The sequence below is a fragment of the Pedobacter sp. BS3 genome (assembly GCF_008274585.1).
In the GTDB taxonomy this organism is placed as follows: domain Bacteria; phylum Bacteroidota; class Bacteroidia; order Sphingobacteriales; family Sphingobacteriaceae; genus Hufsiella_A.
In genome coordinates, this window is sequence record NZ_VTRT01000011.1 from 30,504 (window position 1) to 49,296 (window position 18,793).

13 protein-coding genes are annotated in these 18,793 nt (G+C 42.9%); all 13 read left to right on the plus strand.

The window, feature by feature from the left end:
* Window positions 1-243 precede the first annotated feature (243 nt).
* Window positions 244-810 carry an RNA polymerase sigma factor gene (locus FW774_RS19470; protein WP_149350087.1) on the plus strand — a complete coding sequence of 189 codons (567 nt, stop codon included), beginning with the start codon at window positions 244-246 and terminating at the stop codon, window positions 808-810.
* A 461-nt stretch (window positions 811-1,271) separates the two neighbouring features.
* The gene (locus FW774_RS19475) at window positions 1,272-2,486 is read left to right on the plus strand and encodes a FecR family protein (RefSeq protein WP_149350089.1); all 1,215 of its coding nucleotides are present in this window, start codon (window positions 1,272-1,274) and stop codon (window positions 2,484-2,486) included.
* A gap of 189 nt (window positions 2,487-2,675) precedes the next feature.
* The gene (locus tag FW774_RS19480) at window positions 2,676-6,077 is read left to right on the plus strand and encodes a SusC/RagA family TonB-linked outer membrane protein (protein WP_242457889.1); all 3,402 of its coding nucleotides are present in this window, start codon (window positions 2,676-2,678) and stop codon (window positions 6,075-6,077) included.
* 10 nt (window positions 6,078-6,087) lie between these two features.
* Window positions 6,088-7,563 (plus strand): SusD/RagB family nutrient-binding outer membrane lipoprotein, encoded by a 1,476-nt coding sequence (locus tag FW774_RS19485; RefSeq protein WP_149350091.1) that lies wholly within the window; start codon window positions 6,088-6,090, stop codon window positions 7,561-7,563.
* Window positions 7,564-7,599: 36 nt separating this feature from the next.
* The gene (locus FW774_RS19490; RefSeq protein WP_149350093.1) at window positions 7,600-8,910 is read left to right on the plus strand and encodes a DUF5689 domain-containing protein; all 1,311 of its coding nucleotides are present in this window, start codon (window positions 7,600-7,602) and stop codon (window positions 8,908-8,910) included.
* Window positions 8,911-8,921: 11 nt separating this feature from the next.
* Window positions 8,922-9,542 carry a hypothetical protein gene (locus FW774_RS19495; RefSeq protein WP_149350095.1) on the plus strand — a complete coding sequence of 207 codons (621 nt, stop codon included), beginning with the start codon at window positions 8,922-8,924 and terminating at the stop codon, window positions 9,540-9,542.
* Window positions 9,543-9,591: 49 nt separating this feature from the next.
* On the plus strand, window positions 9,592-11,319 hold the full coding sequence (locus FW774_RS19500) for a T9SS type A sorting domain-containing protein (RefSeq protein WP_149350097.1): 1,728 nt from the start codon (window positions 9,592-9,594) through the stop codon (window positions 11,317-11,319).
* An 8-nt stretch (window positions 11,320-11,327) separates the two neighbouring features.
* A complete protein-coding gene (locus tag FW774_RS19505) occupies window positions 11,328-12,995 on the plus strand; it encodes a sialidase family protein (RefSeq protein ID WP_149350099.1) in 1,668 nt (555 codons plus the stop codon).
* 306 nt (window positions 12,996-13,301) lie between these two features.
* Window positions 13,302-15,251 (plus strand): SUMF1/EgtB/PvdO family nonheme iron enzyme, encoded by a 1,950-nt coding sequence (locus FW774_RS19510; RefSeq protein ID WP_242457890.1) that lies wholly within the window; start codon window positions 13,302-13,304, stop codon window positions 15,249-15,251.
* A 26-nt stretch (window positions 15,252-15,277) separates the two neighbouring features.
* A complete protein-coding gene (locus FW774_RS19515) occupies window positions 15,278-16,141 on the plus strand; it encodes an AraC family transcriptional regulator (RefSeq protein WP_149350102.1) in 864 nt (287 codons plus the stop codon).
* A 79-nt stretch (window positions 16,142-16,220) separates the two neighbouring features.
* The gene (locus FW774_RS19520; RefSeq protein ID WP_149350104.1) at window positions 16,221-16,694 is read left to right on the plus strand and encodes a transcriptional regulator; all 474 of its coding nucleotides are present in this window, start codon (window positions 16,221-16,223) and stop codon (window positions 16,692-16,694) included.
* A 59-nt stretch (window positions 16,695-16,753) separates the two neighbouring features.
* Window positions 16,754-17,356 carry a nucleotidyl transferase AbiEii/AbiGii toxin family protein gene (locus tag FW774_RS19525; RefSeq protein WP_242457891.1) on the plus strand — a complete coding sequence of 201 codons (603 nt, stop codon included), beginning with the start codon at window positions 16,754-16,756 and terminating at the stop codon, window positions 17,354-17,356.
* A 331-nt stretch (window positions 17,357-17,687) separates the two neighbouring features.
* A complete protein-coding gene (locus FW774_RS19530) occupies window positions 17,688-18,281 on the plus strand; it encodes an RNA polymerase sigma-70 factor (protein WP_149350109.1) in 594 nt (197 codons plus the stop codon).
* Window positions 18,282-18,793: the final 512 nt, after the last annotated feature.

Below are 18,793 nucleotides of genomic sequence, written 5' to 3' on the forward strand. Positions count from 1 at the left end.
TCATGATAATATCCTACATAAATAGGATAAGAATTGCAATAATTTATATCATTGATTTCTGTACATTAGCAGTAATTGTTAACCAATTATAGGAACTCATTTGTGCCTATCGCTTTCAGGTAGTATTCAGGTATACCCGGTTGGGATGCCAGGGAACTATGGATTTTAATAATCATATAATAGAACGGTAATATGCTGGTTAACTTATGTTTTTTCTTTTGCGGGTAAATTGCAGCTCACTGGATGGAAAAAGATGAAGAACTTTTATCGGGATTATCAGCCGGAAATCAGGTTGCCTTCACCACTATTTATCGTAAATACTGGCCTGAGCTTTATAATGTCGCCTATAAACGGGTAAAGAACCGGGAGTTGAGTCAGGATATTGTTCAGAATGTATTTACTTCGCTGTGGGATAGAAGGCAGCATGCCAAAATCAGGAACCTTCCGGCTTATTTGCATACCTCTGTTAAGTTTCAGGTCTTAAAACAAAGCATTCATCATGCAGGTTCTCCGGTACTATTAGAGGAACTGGAAAATATAATCACTTCTCCGTTCAATACAGACGACCCTATCCGTTATAAAGAAATAACCGAACTGGTACAAGCCTGGATAAACATATTGCCAGAAAAAAGACGAGAGATTTTTCTGCTGCATTATCGTGAGGAGTTATCTACGCTGCAAATTGCAGAGGTGCTCAAGGTTTCCCGCAAAACCGTACAAAACCAGTTAAATACCGCTACCCAAACCCTTAAGCTGCGGGTGGTGCAATCGTTATCCATACTCATCTTCCTGTATTTTATCCTCCGTTGAGTAAGGTTAAGACTGAGACTAAGGTTAAGGATGTCTAAGACTGTCCGAGTTCCGCAGGGGCTCTACGGATTAGGCAATATAATGGAGTCTTTCAGACTCCGGAAAAATACTGCTTGGGCACATATCGGAGTCAGAGACTCCGTTTTATTTATAAAATCCTTAGAACGTTGCACTAACTCTAAGGACAGGCTGTGAGATTGAGGTCAAGGCTAAGGTTAAGGTTGTCTGTATAAGACATTTTAACCTTAGGCTTCTTTCAGGCTTCCGGACTTTCCCGACTTGCGGACTATAGGCTATGACTACGAACGACACGGACATTGTCCACTGTCAACTTTTAGAGATAAACTACATGGACATTGTCAACTGTCCATTATCCACTGTCCATTATTTAATTTTTTTCTCCTCCGTTTGGGACTTTTAGTCTTTTCCGGTACATATCTATAAACGAAGGGATATAATCCATGGAGAATTATAAGGCCAAGCCTGATATGATAGCTGTTGTACAGAAGTACCTGAGTGGCAATGCCACAAAGGAGGAATTAAAATTCCTGGAATTGTATTACGGATATTTCGAAAGTGAAGACGATATCCTTAATAAGTTAACTGACGAAGAACGGCAACAACTCCAGGAGGCAATGGAATCTCATCTTTTGCGTCACATTGCCACAGCAGGAAAAGCGGCAAAACCATCTAAAACTCCAGTTATAGCTATCAAAACAATACGTTTAGGCATAGCAGCTTCTTTATTTATCACTATCGGATGCGGTGTATGGTTCTACCTGGCCCGGCAGGGGACAACAGGTAATGAGGTAAAACAGACATTAGCTTATCACCAAAACAATAAACCGCAGCAGCAAGCCATATTAACACTGGCCAATGGTAAAAAGATTAACCTTGATGCCGCGAAGAACGGTCGGATTGCGGAAGAAGCAGGAATTAATATCAAAAAATCAGCCGATGGTACATTGGTTTACACTCAGTCCGCTAAGCAGCTAAGCGCCAATATACCTGCCTATAACACTATTTCCACGCCCAACGGACGGCAATACCAGCTTAACCTGCCCGATGGCACTAAGGTGTGGCTGAACGCGGCGTCGGCTTTAACTTATCCTGTTTCATTTACAGGGAATTTGCGAAATGTTGAACTGGTTGGCGAAGCCTATTTTGAAGTCGCGAAAAATGCGAACATGCCTTTTGTTGTAGCCGCACGAGGTACAAAGGTAGAAGTGCTGGGGACGCATTTTAATGTATCGGCTTACACCGATGATGATTTGGTTAAAACTGCCCTTATCGAAGGTTCGGTTCGCATGTCAAATAAAAATGATGCCGTGATACTAAAACCTGGCCAGCAGGGTGCCGGTACTTCAGAAAGCCTGGACATTGGCGTAAAACCGGTAAACGTGCAGCAGGCAACCGCCTGGAAAGATGGGTATTTTATCTTCAGGAATAATACTATCCGCGAAGTAATGAAACAAGTAGCACGCTGGTATAACGTCGGGGTAGAGTATAAGATATCAGGAGACGATAAACGTTTCGGAGGAATTTATTCGAGGACAAATGATTTGGAAGAATTATTAAAAGGACTGGAGCTAACCGGCCTGGTGAAATTTAAAATTATAACCGGTAGTCGAGAAGGACAAGCGGCAGGAGAAAGGAGCGTGATGGTGATGGATTAATCTTTTCAGGTGGTCCGTAAAATTTCCCGGGAACGGGGCAAACGCTCCCGGGGTAGTTGTGCGGGCTAACTCATTATTGTTTTTGCAAACCAATTGATAATAGTTAAACCCAACGTTCAAATGTATATAAAAAATACCGCATTTAATGGCGGCAGTGCTGCCTGCGCTCACTTAAAACTCTTTCGTATTATGAAGTTAATGTGTGCATTTATGTTCGTGGCTGTCATGCAGGTTAGCGCAACCTCGTATGCCCAGAAAATAAACATAGCATTTAAAAACGCTAATCTGGAAGATGTGTTTATCCGGTTAAAGCAGGAAAGCGGTTATAACTTTCTGTACAATGCGCAACTGCTGGAATCGGCAAAACCGGTAACACTTTCGCTTAAGCAAGCTACCATAAACCAGGTGATGAATAATTTAATGGCTAACCAGCCCTTAACCTATACCATCAATCAAAAAACCATCACCATACAGCCCAGGCTACAGCAGCCGGATATACCGGTAAGAGGCCGTATAACTGATGAGCAGGGCGAGGCATTGCCCGGTGTAAATATAAAAGTGAAAGGTACCGCTGTTGGGGCAATATCGGCCGCTGATGGAACCTATACATTAAAAGTTCTTGATACCAAAAGCATATTGGTGTTCTCATTCCTGGGATTTGTAAGCCAGGAAATACCAGTGGCCGGCCATACCACTATCAATGTAACCCTCAAACAGCAAAATACCGATTTATCTGAGGTAGTAGTTACCGCCCTGGGTATCAAACGCGAAGAAAAGGCGTTGGGCTACGCTGTAACACAGGTAAAAGGCGAGCAGCTTACAGAAGCGCTTTCAAATAACTGGACGGATGCTTTATCTGGTAAAGTGGCGGGCTTAAATCTGGTGAGGTCGGGCGGAGGGCCGACAGGCTCAAACAAAATCATTTTACGTGGAGAAAGTAATCTGAACGGAGATAACGATGCGTTGATTGTAGTTGATGGCGTAGTGATTAATAACAGTAGTGGCCGTATGACCGGAACCGGTGATGCCGGATACCTGGGAAGCGATTCGCCGGTAGACTTTGGTACAAGCTTAAATGACATTAATCCCGAAGATATAGAAAGCGTAAACGTATTAAAAGGACCCGGAGCCGCGGCATTGTATGGTCAGCGTGGCGCTAATGGAGCCATTATTATTACTACAAAATCGGGCAAACCGAGAGTGAAGGGCATCGGCGTGACACTGAACTCGAATACTTCGATAGAAACCATATCCAGATGGCCTGATTACCAGTACGAGTATGGTTCTGGAACCGAAGGTGTTGACTACTTTTCATGGGGTTCCGCTGCCGATGGGTCCAGTACACGTAGTTCAAGCACCGCCTGGGGCCCAAAGTTTGATGGGCAAATGTATTTTCAATATGACCCGGTAACACATACTGGAGCTACAGTAAGAACACCCTGGATTGCATATCCAAATAACCGGAAAGACTTTTTTGAAACGGGTAAGACCTTTACCAATAGTATAAGCCTGGACGGTGGAACAGCTAAAACGGCAGTACGTTTTTCATATACTAACGTTTACGATACCTGGATTATTCCTAATACCGGTTATAAAAGAAATACCATTGCCCTTTCTGCCAGCCAGAAAGTTACAGATAAACTGCAGATATCAACTAAAATTAACTATACCAATAAATGGAGTGATAATTTGCCGGCAACAGGTTATAACAATCAAACCATTATGTACTGGAACATCATGCAGGTACCTAACGGTAACCTCGACTGGTTAAGAGAATACTGGATACCGGGAAAGGAAGGGGTTGAGCAGAGTTACCCATTTAGTAGTTCTCCCGATAATCCCTATTTGATTGTAAACGAGATGCTCAATAAGCTGAACAGGAATTCACTTACAGGTAATATACAGGCTAACTACAACTTTACAAAGAATCTGAGTTTGATGGTACGTACCTCTATGGACTTTTCGTATGATAACCGCTCTGAGCAACGCCCGATGGATACACAAAAGTTTACCTATGGGATGTTTCGCACCATGAATATTTTTGCCATGGAAGCCAACAGTGATTTCCTGTTAAAATATAACAGGAAGTTAAGCAGCAGGTTTGATGCGTCAATATCCGCCGGGGGTAGTATGCTGAAGAATCGTTATGTGAAAGATGAACTACGGGCCAACGCATTGCAGTATCCGCAAATTTTTACATTGGCAAACAGCAGAGATGTATTAACAGCCTTACCTTATCGTAGTGAGTATGCTATAAACAGCTTTTACGGATTAGGAACCTTGAGCTATAATAACTATTTATTTCTTGATGTTACGGCCCGTAATGACTGGAACAGTGTGCTGGCTACATCAACATCACTGGCAAATGTTTCGTTTTTCTATCCATCGGTTAACCTGAGTGCCATTGTATCTGATATGTTTAAATTACCGGCTGCAATATCGTATGCCAAGCTGCGGGCATCTTATGCGGGGGTAGGTAGCGGTGGTACAAAAGCATATCAGAATACCTACAGTTTTACTACAGTAACTAACTATTCCGGTGGGCTACGGAACCCGGTAACGCTGCCTAATGTCAATCTGAAACCGCAGTATACCACCAGTTACGAAGTGGGGGCGGATGTCCGCCTTTTTAAAAGTCGTTTAGGATTTGATATAGCTCTGTATCAGGGTAATACGAAAGATCAGATTCTGGCCGCTACATTAGACAGATCGGCCGGGTATAATAATATTGTTGTAAACGGAGGGCTGGTGCGTAACCAGGGGATTGAAATTCAGGCTAACGCCAAACCCTTGGTTAACAAAAAAGGACTGAACTGGAATGTTTTTGCAACATTTTCTGCCAACAGAAATGAGGTTGTGCGATTAACAGATAGTTTGTATGCCCTTCAATTGCAAAACACACTATCCGGTCGTGGATCTATAGAGGCACGGGTTGGAGGAAGTATGAGTGCTATTTATGGGCCGGGTTATCAGCGTGCACCAGACGGACAAATTATCTACCAGGACGGTTATCCGCTGTTAACAGCAGACCCTGTTTTCTTGGGGAACAGTGATCCTAGATGGAGAGCCAGCCTTGGTAATGAATTCAGGTACAAGCAATTTCGTTTCAATATATTGGTTGATGGTGAATACGGCGGTGTAGGCTATTCGCTTACTCATGCCTTGCTGGCCGAGCACGGAAAACTTAAAGAAACACTTCCGGGACGCTATAATGGAATCATCGGCGATGGTGTGATTAAAAATGAGGATGGTACATATCGCCCTAACGATGTAATAGCCCGTGATATATGGACTTACTATACCCGGCATTACGGACGTGAGAACCTGGAAGGAAGTATGTATAATACCGATTTTATAAAGCTACGGGAAGCCCGCCTGGATTATACATTACCATCAAAGCTCAATAAGCGCCTGGGATTGCAAAAGGCGACTATAGGTATTTATGGACGCGATTTATTGATTATAACCTCATGGCCAGCTTTTGATCCGGAATTTGGGACATTAAATAATGGTTCTATAGATAAAGGTTTTGAAACCGCACAGTTTCCGTCAACACGAACATTTGGTTTAAATCTAACCGTCGGTTTTTAATAAATATATTATGAAACAGGTAAATTATTACATATATACAGGTGCTGTTGTTTTTATGCTGGTTGTTTCATCCTGCACCAAGGGATTTAAAGACCTCAATAAAAATCCGAATGCCAGTGAATTTGCACTACCTCAGGCTTTGCTCGCTCCGGCAATTACCGACGTGGTAAGTAGAAATATGGATAGGGGGGCTAAACGTATTAACAATGAGTTAATGCAGGTGCATGTTTTAATGGGCGATGTAGAAGGGCGAATATTCCGTTACGATATCAGACGGTCAGAAGCAGATTACTTATGGAATAACTGGTATTTGCAGCTTACAAATTTCAAAAGTTTATATACCAGCGCAGAAGAACTTTACAGGGTTGACGGCAATAACGTTAGTAAAACCTATATGGCCATAGGGCTGATATGCCAGTCGTGGGTAGCATCGTTGCTAACCGATACCTATGGCGATATTCCATATTTTGATGCGAATAAAGGAAAAGATGGCATATTAATGCCCGTATTTGACAGACAGGAAGATATTTATAAAGATATTTTCGATAAGCTGGAACAAGCTAATGAATTGCTGAAAACAGGGGCCGATCTTCCGGCAGAACAGGCAGGTTCAGATCCTATTTATGCAGGCGCAGCGGCAAAATGGAGAAAATTTGGAAACTCGCTTTATCTGCGATTATTGTTAAGAGTATCCGCTAAAGCAGAGTCTGATGTTGCTGCTAAAGTTAGGGAAATTGTTCAAACGCAGGCAAACAATTATCCGATTATAGCCACAAATGCCGAATCGGCAATACTCAGATGGACAGGCGTATTGCCTTATCAGTCTCCATTTCAGACAGACCGTGATTCAGACTGGAATTTACTTAAGCTGGCAGAATTTTTTGTGGATAATCTGAATGCCTGGGGCGATCCGCGTATCGTTAAATGGGCAACATTGAAAAACGGACAATATGCCGGCATTCCAAGTGGATATCCGGTTGGTGAAGTACCCGATCCAAAATCAGCAATGCCTTTAGCGTTAAAAACAGAGCCGTTGCTGGGTAACATCATGAATTATGCCGAAGTGCAGTTTATTTTATGCGAGGCCGCTCTTAGAGGATGGATAAGTGGAAGCGCTCAGCAATACTATGAAAACGGAATTACCAATGGTATTACATTATGGGGCTATAATGTACCTGCAAATTATCTTGCCGGAACATTTATTAAATGGGATGAGAGTGAACCCTTTGATAATAAACTGGAAAAAATACAGCTCCAGAAATATTATTCCTTGTTTTTTACCGACCTGGAGCAATGGTTTGAATACCGGCGAACCGGGCATCCTGTATTGCCCAAGGGCACAGGCTTGCTTAACAACGGAGAGATGCCAGCCCGTTTAAATTATCCTGTTTATTTACAATCCACTAATCGCGATAACTATGACGCCGCGGTAGCTATACAAGGGCCTGATGATATCAGTACAAAGGTTTGGTGGCAGCGCCCCTGATAATTATTTATAGTATCCATAAAATTCATACACAGCATGAAGAAACTATATTTTTTATTACTGATGGTAGGCCTGATTGGCGTTATCTCATGTAAGCGTGAAAATTGGGCTGACGGTAAACCTAGTCCTGTTATATTTCTTGGTGATATACGTTCACTATATAAAGGTAGCCAGGTTTCGCTTAATACAAATAATATGTTAGGTGCCAGCCAGATTACCGGTATTGTTATTTCAGATGCGGTTTCAGGTAATGCGCCGCAGGGTACAATTGTTTTACAAAATACACTCCGGAAAAAAACACGGGGTATTAATATCATTGTTGGCCAGACTGCTACAGATTATATGCCCGGCGATTCCCTGATTATTGATGTCTCTGGTGGGATTTTATCCCGTGAAGGAGGCTCTCTGCAAATCTCACAAATCACTACAGATGCTATCAAACTGGTTTCAAAAGACAATGTTGTCACACCGGCCAGGATTACAGCACAGCAATTAATCGAAAATCCGGATACCTACGAAAGTACATTGGTTAGAATTTATGCAGGTACAGTTATTCCAGAGCCTGCTGCAACTGAAACCTACAGTGGCGATAAAGCATTTTCAGATGGGTCAGATACCGTAATACTGCATACGGAGGTCAATGCGGATTTTGCTTCGGAGATTTTACCAGCTACCGCGACTTTTACCGGTATTCCGCTTTTTTATAATGATGGCAGCAATAATAACTTAATAAAATTGTGGCCACGTCATATCAGCGATATGCTGTTAAATTCATCACTGCTCTCCTGGAACTTATTTGGTGCCAAAGGTAATGAACTAACAGCCAGTTCCACGTCAACTAATACCAATCTTGAGATATCGGTGCTTAGTCGTGGGCCCGGTATTGTGGCTCAAGCGGCCGGCAGTTCTTACGCCAGTACATTTCCTATTAATGCAGACAGGGCTGCGGCAGAGGCAGCCGGTTCGTATTATCAGTTCACTGTAAAAGTAAAAAGCAGTGCAGTAGTAAGCCTTTCAGCGCTGGACGTAATTTTACGTATACAAACCAGTGCGCCGCGTACCTACATCTGGGAATATAGTTTAGATAATGGGGATACTTTTAAGGATGTTGGCGTACCATATACCTGGACAACAGGCTTTTCGGATAATAATGGTATACAGCAACCCACGATTGACCTTTCTACTATTGCTGATTTGCAGAACATTTCAGCAGATACGTCCTTGATTTTCAGGTTATATGCCTGGGGAGGAACAAGCGCTACCAGCAATAGCGGGTTTAGAATAGGTAAAAGCTTAACGGCGGCTCAAAGTTCGTTGACTGTTAGTGGAAGTGTAACAACAAATTAATTATTATCGTGATGAAAAAAAGTATCGTTCTATTATTATTGGCAGGTACATTACAATGTGCCAAAGCACAAGTTCTTTCCTGGAGTTTTTCAGGTAACATAAAAGGAAGTGAAAAAAGTAGTCCGGCAACCCAGGTTGACCCTAACCTGGAACCTTCTTTGTTGACCAGGGGCCCTGCCTTAATACCGCAAAAGGCTACATACTCTTTTGCCTCGGCTTTCCCGGTAAATGCCACAAAAAAAGACGCTGTTAAGGCAGGCGCATATTATCAGTTTACAATACAAGCTAAAAAAGATTATGCTGTGTCTTTGTCAGCATTAGATGTGGTATTGCGTATACAAAAAAATGCGCCTAAATATTACCGTTGGCAATACAGTCTGGATGGTAAAAACTTTACCGACTTAGGTAATGCGGATATAAAATCAGGTACTACCATAAATAATGGCCAGGAGCAGCCAACACTTGATCTTTCAGGCTATAAAGCACTGCAGCATGTTCCCGCTTCGGTTAGTATTACATTTCGTTTGTATGCCTGGGGAGGCCTTGGTACAACCGATAATGGGTTTAGAATAGGGAAAAGCAATACACAAAGAAGTGCACTTGTTTTGAAAGGTAAAGTTACCAGGCAGTAACTGGTAATGCTAACAATTATCAATTACTAACATTAAAATTAAAATAAATATGAAAAAGTTATTATTCATGTTGGTCGCATTAATTATTGTAAGCCGGCTTGATGCGCAAATTTTAGCCTGGAATTTGCTGGGTGCAGCAGGTAATGAAGCTACCAGTAATTCTACCCTGACTAATCCTAATCTTGAAATTTCGACACTGAGCCGTGGGGCCGGAATTGCGGTTCAGCCAGCCGGAGGTTCTTACGCCAGTACGTTTCCGGTAAATATCGATAGTGCTGCGGCAAGAGTGGCCGGGGCATATTATGAATTTACAATTACTCCTAAAGGAAGTTCATTAGTAAGCCTCACAACGCTTGATGTGATATTACGTATACAAACCAACGCCCCACCCACCTATATATGGCGCTATAGTAAAGATAATGGTATTACGTTTAACGATATAGGCGCACCGTATACTTGGACAACGGGGTTCTCGCAAAATAATGGTATACAACAGCCTACCATAGATTTATCAGGTATTAATGATTTACAACAATTCAATACACCGGTAATTTTCAGGTTATATGCCTGGGGAGGAACAAGCGCTACCAGCAACAACGGTTTCAGAATAGGAAAAAGCTTAGATGAAACTCAAAATGCCCTGGCTATAGGTGGTACAATTACACCCCTGATAGCCTGGAACTTACTTGGCGCAGCAGGCGACGAAGCTACCAGTAGCTCTACGCTTACCAATCCCAATCTCGAAGTATCTGTGTTAAGCCGTGGGCCGGGTATTCAGGCCCAGACAGCCGGAGGTTCCTATGCCAGCACATTTCCAGTAAATGCCGATAGCGTTGCGGCAAGAGTGGCCGGGGCATATTATGAATTTACCGTAACTCCCAAAGGTAATGCTATGGTAAGTCTCACAACTCTTAACGTGATACTACGCATACAAACCAGTGCCCCGCCCACTTATATATGGCGTTATAGCAAAGATGGAGGCGTTGCATTTACTGATATAGGAACACCATATACCTGGACAACGGGGTTCACACAAAATAATGGTATACAACAACCTGCCATAGATTTATCAGGTATTAGTGATTTACAAAATGTTAGTACTCCGGTAATTTTCAGGTTGTATGCCTGGGGCGGAACAAGTGCCACCAGTAATAATGGTTTCCGGATAGGAAAAAGCCTTACCGCAACCCAGGACGCTTTGGCTATATCCGGAATAATTGAACAGGAAAATACATTGCCTGTAGTATTAACCTCGTTTACCGGCAAGTTGGATGCGGGTAAAATTAAATTACACTGGATAACGGCATCAGAACAGAATAACGCCTATTTTGAAATATTACGCTCGACCGATGGTCGGCCTTTTACTGTTATTGGTACAGTTACCGGGAATGGTACAACCAATACTACCAGTAATTACAATTATATGGATTCAAAGCCATTGCCGGAAGATAATTACTATCAGTTAAGGCAGGTAGATTTTAACGGAAATATTACCGGGTCTCCGGTAATCCATATTAATGCAGGCTTTAAACAAACGGAATTGCAGGTATACACGCCCTCAGGTGATGAAGCCATTCATGTGGCTGTATATACTGAACATGCAGGCAGAGCGACTGTAAGTATCACCAATATGTTAGGTCAGGTAGTTATAAAGCAAGATTGTAAGCTGGAAAAAGGCTATAATGATTTACGATTAGCAGTAGCCCTCCCTAAAAACATTTACATTGCCCGGTTATCTTCTTCCACAGAGAATGTAAGCACTAAATTTTTAAGATAAACTGATTTATGAAAAAAATATATCTGCTGTTATTTACTGCAGCTAATTTTGTAATATTTGTAGCCTGCAAAACGGTTAGTCGTGACGAGAGCGGCCACCCTTCGGGGAAAGAGACAGAACAGCCGGTTAATACTTCCGGTTCGGCAATTGTTAAAACCGAATTTATATGTAATCCTCCTAAAACACCCGAATTGCATGCCTCTACCATTGAAGAAACTTCTTACGGATTAATAGCTGCGTGGTTTGGCGGCACTAAAGAGAAGAATCCTGATGTTGGGATTTGGGTTTCACGCAATGATCATAATACAGGTTGGACAGTGCCTGTAGAAGTTGCAACGGGAGTAACCCTCAAAGCTGATGGCACAACAGAACGTTACCCCTGCTGGAACCCGGTACTTTTCCAGGCGCATAACGGCGGTCCGCTCATGTTGTTTTATAAAGTCGGCCCTACCACGCCCGAATGGTGGGGAATGTTAATAACATCAACAGATGGGGGTAAAACCTGGAGCAAGCCACAGCGGTTACCTGACAATATTTATGGCCCTATAAAAAACAAGCCTGTATCCATAGGCGAAAATGGGATGTTATGTCCGTCAAGCATTACTTCACGCCTGCATTTTGAGCGTACAGACGATTGGGGCAAAACCTGGACACGTACCCCATCAGTTACAGACAGGTCAATTCCGGTTATACAGCCCAGCATCCTGTTTTATGGAAATGGGAAATTGCAAGCCGTAGGCCGTACACTCAAAGATAAACGGGTATTCAGTATATGGTCGGCAGATAATGGCAGCACCTGGAGCAATTTTCACTTACTGAAGTTACCTAATCCAAATTCAGGTACAGATGCGGTTACATTAAAAGACGGCCGGCAACTACTCGTCTATAATCACAGTGAAGATTTTCGGTCGCCGCTCAACGTAGCGTTGTCTGACGATGGTGAAAATTGGTATCAGGTATTAGTGATTGAAAATGATAAGGATGGAGGGTACAGCTATCCGGCAGTAATTCAAACCAAAGATGGATTAGTACATATTACGTATTCCTGGCGGAGAAAAAATATTAAGCATGTGGTTATCGATCCTGCAAAGTTAACAGGCAAACCTATCCTTGCCTGGAATTTTGAGGCGGCAGGTATTACAGGTGCCGAAACAAGCAGCACATCAACATTTACTGTTAGTGGTTTAGAAAAAGCTGTTTTAAGCAGGGGTGCAGGAATTACGGCTCAAAAGGCATCCAATTCATTCGCGGCAGCGTTTCCTGTCAATGCAGATTTGGCTGCGGCCGAGGCCGGTCGTGCTTATTACCAGCTTACGGTAAAGGCAAAAAATGGCTATAAAGTATCATTGTCATCAATTGGTATAACGCTAAGGGTACAAACAGATGCACCTAAAACCTATCTATGGAAATATAGCGTTGATGGTGGTTATAATTTTACTCCCATCGGCGAGCCGTATACCGTAACTTCAGGTTTTACTGATAATAACGGATTGCAGCAGCCACAACTTGAGCTTGCACAGGTTAAGGGTTTACAGCAGGTAGATTCATCCGGGAAAATAATTCTGCGTTTATACGCCTGGGGTGGCAATAGTGTAACTGCGAATAATGGATTTAGGATTGGGAAAAGCAATGCTGTAACCGATGCACTTGTAATAAATGGAACCGTTATTAAATAACAAAATTTAAGAGGAACTCTGCTCTTTGCTGATAAAAACCTTAGGGTTTACCCATACCCCGCTCTGAAAAGGAGTTCCTTATCTTTAAGGAGCTCCTTGGTAGGAGTAATAATATGAACTATATTAAGTCTATCTTTATAAGAAAACACAATGAAGTTATCCTTCTTTTTACGATCTCCACAAAAATACACAACACAGTTTCCTGCAATTCATTATCTGAAAGGGAATTTTTTTATGATAATTTGGTTCATAAGCTTATGCTTTACGATGCCTGTATATACTATGGCCCAACAAGAAATGAATGCAATGACACCCAAAACCAAGAACAGCATCGGCCTTGAGATGGTACGCTTACCCGCCGGACGTTTTTATATGGGCTCGGCCGGAATTGGTGAAAACGCAGACGAAGCTCCGGCTCATATTGTAGACATCACCAAGCCATTCAGCATAGCGTCAACTGAGATAACCAATAAACAATACGAACTGTTCGACCCCTCGCATAAAGCGTTGAGAGGTAAAAAAGGGCTTTCAAAAGGAGATGATGAGGCGGTTATTTTTGTAAGCTACGATGAAGCCAGCGCATTTTGTCGATGGTTGTCGGAAAAAGAAGGAAAAGCCTACCGTTTGCCTACCGAGGCCGAATGGGAGTATGCCTGTCGTGCCGGAACATTATCAGCTTATTCCATGGCGGCCAAGCTTCCGAAGGAATTAGGAAAAGTCCAGGAATTTAACCGCGATCCGAAACCGGTATCGTTACAAGTAGCCGAATTTGCACCCAACGACTGGGGGCTTTATGACATGCACGGCAATGTAGAAGAATGGTGTTACGATTGGTACGGCCCTTATGAGAAGGGCGAGCAGCGAGATCCGGTAGGAAGAATAAGCGGCAGTTTCCGGGTTACCCGGGGCGGCAGTCATAATACGCTTGTTCAATACCTGCGCTCAGCCAACAGGTCGGCAATGATTCCGGCAGATAAGAACTGGATGGTCGGTTTCCGGGTAGTGGAAGGGCCATTGCCGGCAACAACTCCGCTACCTGCCGTCGGCAAACCTGCCAATATGCAAAACGTGCGGCAAGCGGCTTATCATTGGTCAGCTCCCGCTAAACAAGCATTTTTTTCTGAACCGGTATATTATGTTAAGCCGCCTTCCTGCGGAAATAATACGCCTTTTTATTCGCATAATCATTGTCCGGCTATTACCTGGTGCCCTAATGGCGATTTGCTGGCCATCTGGTTTTCAACCAACGATGAATCCGGCCGCGAAATGACCATACTGGCCAGTCGCCTGCGGGCAGGAAGTACCAGTTGGGATGAGCCATCGGAGTTTTTTAACGTTCCCGACCGTAACATGACCGGTTCTTCCCTGTTCTGCGATAAAGAGGGAACGCTTTATCACATGAATGGGGTGGAAGTTGCCGGGGGCTGGAAAAACCTGGCTATGGTGCTGCGAACCAGTACAGATAATGGCGCCAGTTGGTCTGAACCCCGCTTAATTGATCCGGAGCACCAGGTACGCAACCAGGTGATTGCGGGAATGTTTCAAACCAAAGAAGGCTGGTTGATACAACCTTCCGACGCAGGTCCGGGTCATTCAGACGGCTCCGCAATCCATATCAGTAAAGATAAAGGTAAAACCTGGTACAATCCGTATACCGGTAATGCTAAACCGGAATTTAAAGAGGGATATCACGGAGGATTGATTGCCGGTATTCACACGGGTGTAGTGCAACTGAAAAATGGCGATTTATTTGCCTTTGGCAGGAACAACGATATCCCCGGGAAAGACGGCGAATTGCACATGCCCATCAGTATATCAAAAGATATGGGTAAAAGCTGGACTTACAGTGCATCTGAATTTCCACGAATATATGGTGGGCAACGGCTTGTATTGCGTCGTCTGAATGAAGGGCCTTTATTGCTGATTTCATTCACACATCATCCACGCGAAAAAGAAAAACCAGGAATGCTTTTTAAAAGCAGCAGCGGGAAAGAATATACTGGGTATGGCATGTTTGCGGCAATTTCGTATGATGAAGGTAAAACCTGGCCTGTGAAAAAACTGCTTACCGATGGCAAAGAGCGCTTTCTGGATGGGGGTGGCTGGACAGGCATATTTAAAATGGATAAAACCCATGCCGAACCGATGGGCTATCTTGCCGCCACGCAAACTCCTGATAATAACATACATCTCATCAGCAGTAAAGTGTATTATTGTTTTAACCTGCAATGGATTTTGCAGCAGCCTGATCTGTAATACCTACCCCAATAGACAAGCCGGAAATGAATCCCAGCTTACATACTGTAGCCTCCGGACAGCAGCGTTCATACCGGATATTTCATATCATGCAGCCGCATTTTGGTACCGTGTGGCATTACCACCCCGAAATGGAGCTTCATTATGTTATCCGGGGCGAAGGAATACGTTTTATCGGCGATAATATCGACTACTTCCGGGCAGGTGAATTAATACTGCTGGGCGCTAATCTGCCTCATGTCTGGCATTGTAGAGAGAATAACGCGGAGCACATGACCGAAGCTGTGGTGCTGCAATTTTTACCGGAATGCCTGGGCTCTGATTTTTTAGATTTGCCGGAAGCCTGGCAGTTATCCCGTTTATTCGAAAGAGCCCGAAAGGGAATACTGATTCGCGGGCGACATAAGGAAAAAATTATTGGTTTGATGTATGAAGCCCAGACGGCAACCGGACTACAGCGTATTGTGATATTACTGTCGTTATTAAAGGTGCTTTTAGAGTCGGCCGATTCAAAAAGCATTTCCATGACCCAGGGATTTTCCCGGCCCGGTGAAACCGAATGCCGCCGCCTCAACCTGGTGTACGATTATATTTTTTCAAATTATAAAGATAATATTACACTGAACCAGGCGGCGGCCATAAGTAATATGAGTGCGGCTAATTTTTGCCGTTATTTTAAACGGTTAACCCACAGGACCTATTCCGCTTTTTTAACCGAGGTACGTGTCAACCAGGCCTGCCGGATGCTTATTGCCGGTAAACATGCTGTAGAATTTATCAGCTATGAGTGCGGGTTCAATAACCCGGCTAACTTTTATCGTCATTTTAAATTACTAAAAGGAGTGACGCCTTTGGAGTATAGGCAGCAGTTTTCACCGGTAAAAATATAGCGTCTGATTGTTCACGTTTATCTTAAACCCCCAATTGTAATCATTTCATGTTGTAATCAAATTTGATTACATTTGTGCAATGAAGGCGTCTTTAGAAAAATATAAAGGCATACACCCGGGGCTGATTCTTGAGCATGAGCTGAAGAAAAGAGGCATCCCGAAAAACCAGTTTGCTCTGGCTGTTGATGAGCACCGGCAGAATATCCATGCCATTACCAAAGGAAGGCGAAAACTACCTGCTGAACTGGCATTTAAAATTGATAAAGAGCTTGGATTTGCTGAAGGTACGATGCTGTTATTGCAAACCTATTTTGAAATTGAAGATTACCAGAGAAGGCATAAAGCGCCGTTTGAAGCTATCAATCAGGGCAAGCTTCGTAAGGGACTCTTCTGGGATACAGATATTAACCGCATTGATTGGGTCAAGAACGCCAATGCCATTATTCGTAGAGTTTATGAGCGGGGTAATGATGAAGAAAAATCCTTCATCGCCCGGCACTACGGACATAATGCCGTGAAAAAGGTGTTGAATTCAGAAGGTATTGATAGTTAATCATGGCGTTGTACTGGAATACCGTTAATGATCTGTTAAAAAGCAGCCTTTATACCCTAATGCAAGCTTCATTATTTAACAGTTTCCGGCTGGTGGGTGGTACCGCACTCAGTTTGTACCTGGGGCATCGTATGTCGGTAGATATTGATCTCTTTACAGACCAGCCCTATGACTCAGTTGATTTTAATGCCATTGATGAATTTCTCCAGGCTACTTTCCCGTATGTGCGTGGCGATTTCGGGATGCTTCCCGGTCTGGGTAAATCTTACCTGGTAGGCGATAGTGAACAGGATCACATCAAATTGGATGTTTACTATACCAATGACCCGTTTATACAACCTGCAATGCAGATCGATAAAGTGCGTATGGCTACGGTTGACGAGATTACAGCGATGAAAATCGATGTGATTTCACGTGGCGGACGCAAAAAAGATTTTTGGGATATCCACGAACTACTGGACAAATATACCCTTGAGCAAATGCTGGCCTTACATCGCCAACGACACGAATACACCCATAATGAGGAACAAATACTGCATAGCCTTGTCGATTTTACCAGGGCCGATGAGGATTTTGACCCGTTCTGCCTCCGGGGTAAATATTGGGAGTTTATCAAAGATGATATAATGAGTATTATCCAATCGCAGAGGCAGAACCTTTAGACAATTCTTATCTGTAGGAGCCTCTATTTAAAAATGAAAAAGTTAAGCTATACGGAGCTGCTGGTGGCGACACCAGCCCCGGCAGGAAGCCATGGACGGTGAAGACACCGTCCATTAATTAAACCTGTAAAACTTTTAAATGAATTTAAACAGGCTCCTAAATCTACCGTTTTTCATTACGCAAGGTTCATCAGGAAAAGTAGCGGATGAAAATCCATTGATCAGCAATATTATCATTTTGTTAATACCTTGCTTTTTCTTCAAAAAAGGGTGATATTAGTGATGCGATTTGCAGGAATCATTTTCCGGCAATCAGGCTATAGTTTAGTTAATGCATCTCAAATACAAAAATACGTCGGGAGAAGCTGGCCGTGTTGCACGGGGAGACGATAGCTTGGATGAATTATTCAGGGAATTATACCCCCGGTTGCTTTATTTTGCCGTTCAGCTTGTTAAAGACAGCGCTTCTGCCGAAGATATTGTTCAGGGTGCATTTATCGCTTATTTAGAAAACAGCGAAGAATTATCGCCCGATAAAAATGTTATAAAAAGCTTTTTATATAAAGCTGTAAAAAATGCCGGCTTAAACTCCCTTCGCCATCATAAAGTAGTAGAAAAATTCCGGCTGACGCTTGAGGAAGAACCCAGCGAAGATTCTGTAATGAGTTCGCTGATGCGCTCAGAAATTTTGGGTGAAATTCATACTGCCCTGGCCTCGCTGCCCGAAAGTTGTCAGCGTATTTCAAAAATGGGCTACCTTGACGGAATGAAAAACAAGGAGATCGCCGAAGAGCTGGGTATTTCAATTAATACAGTAAAATCGCAAAAACAACGGGCAATTCAACTACTTAAACTGCGTCTAAATCCCGACTTTTTCCTTTCCGTAGTGCTTGTAACAAGCCTGGTTTATTGGCTGATAGGGTAAGCGATGTGGCTTTCTGGGCTTTTCGTCTTAGTTCAGGACATATCCTTCGGGAATTTACCTCGACACTTTGGAATAATGTGCTGTCTTTAACCTTTGCTTAAATTCATAAAACTATACGTTTGAACATGATTGTTTTTTCAATGCTATTTGGAGGTGAGATCAGGTGGATAATAAGTATATGTTTTTAACTGCCCATAACACTTTTTTAATTTTTGACTGGTCACAAAACGTTAGTTCAAGCTATGGACTTTAGTCCAAGGCTTTAGCTTCTACAAATTTTTAAATCGAAGCATAAGAGAAAAATAAAAAATTCGGCGAAGCCACCATTAGACTTTCAGTCGTCAGATCAACCTATGGATTTTCAATCCATAGTATTTTAGTCTGAATGATAGCGAGTTTACTCGATGTTTGATTTTTGGAAGGAAACGTACCTATGGCACGCTTGCTACACACTTGTGTTGTTACAAAGCGGTTGTCCCGCTGGGCAATGTCATTAAGTTAAGGATTAGTAT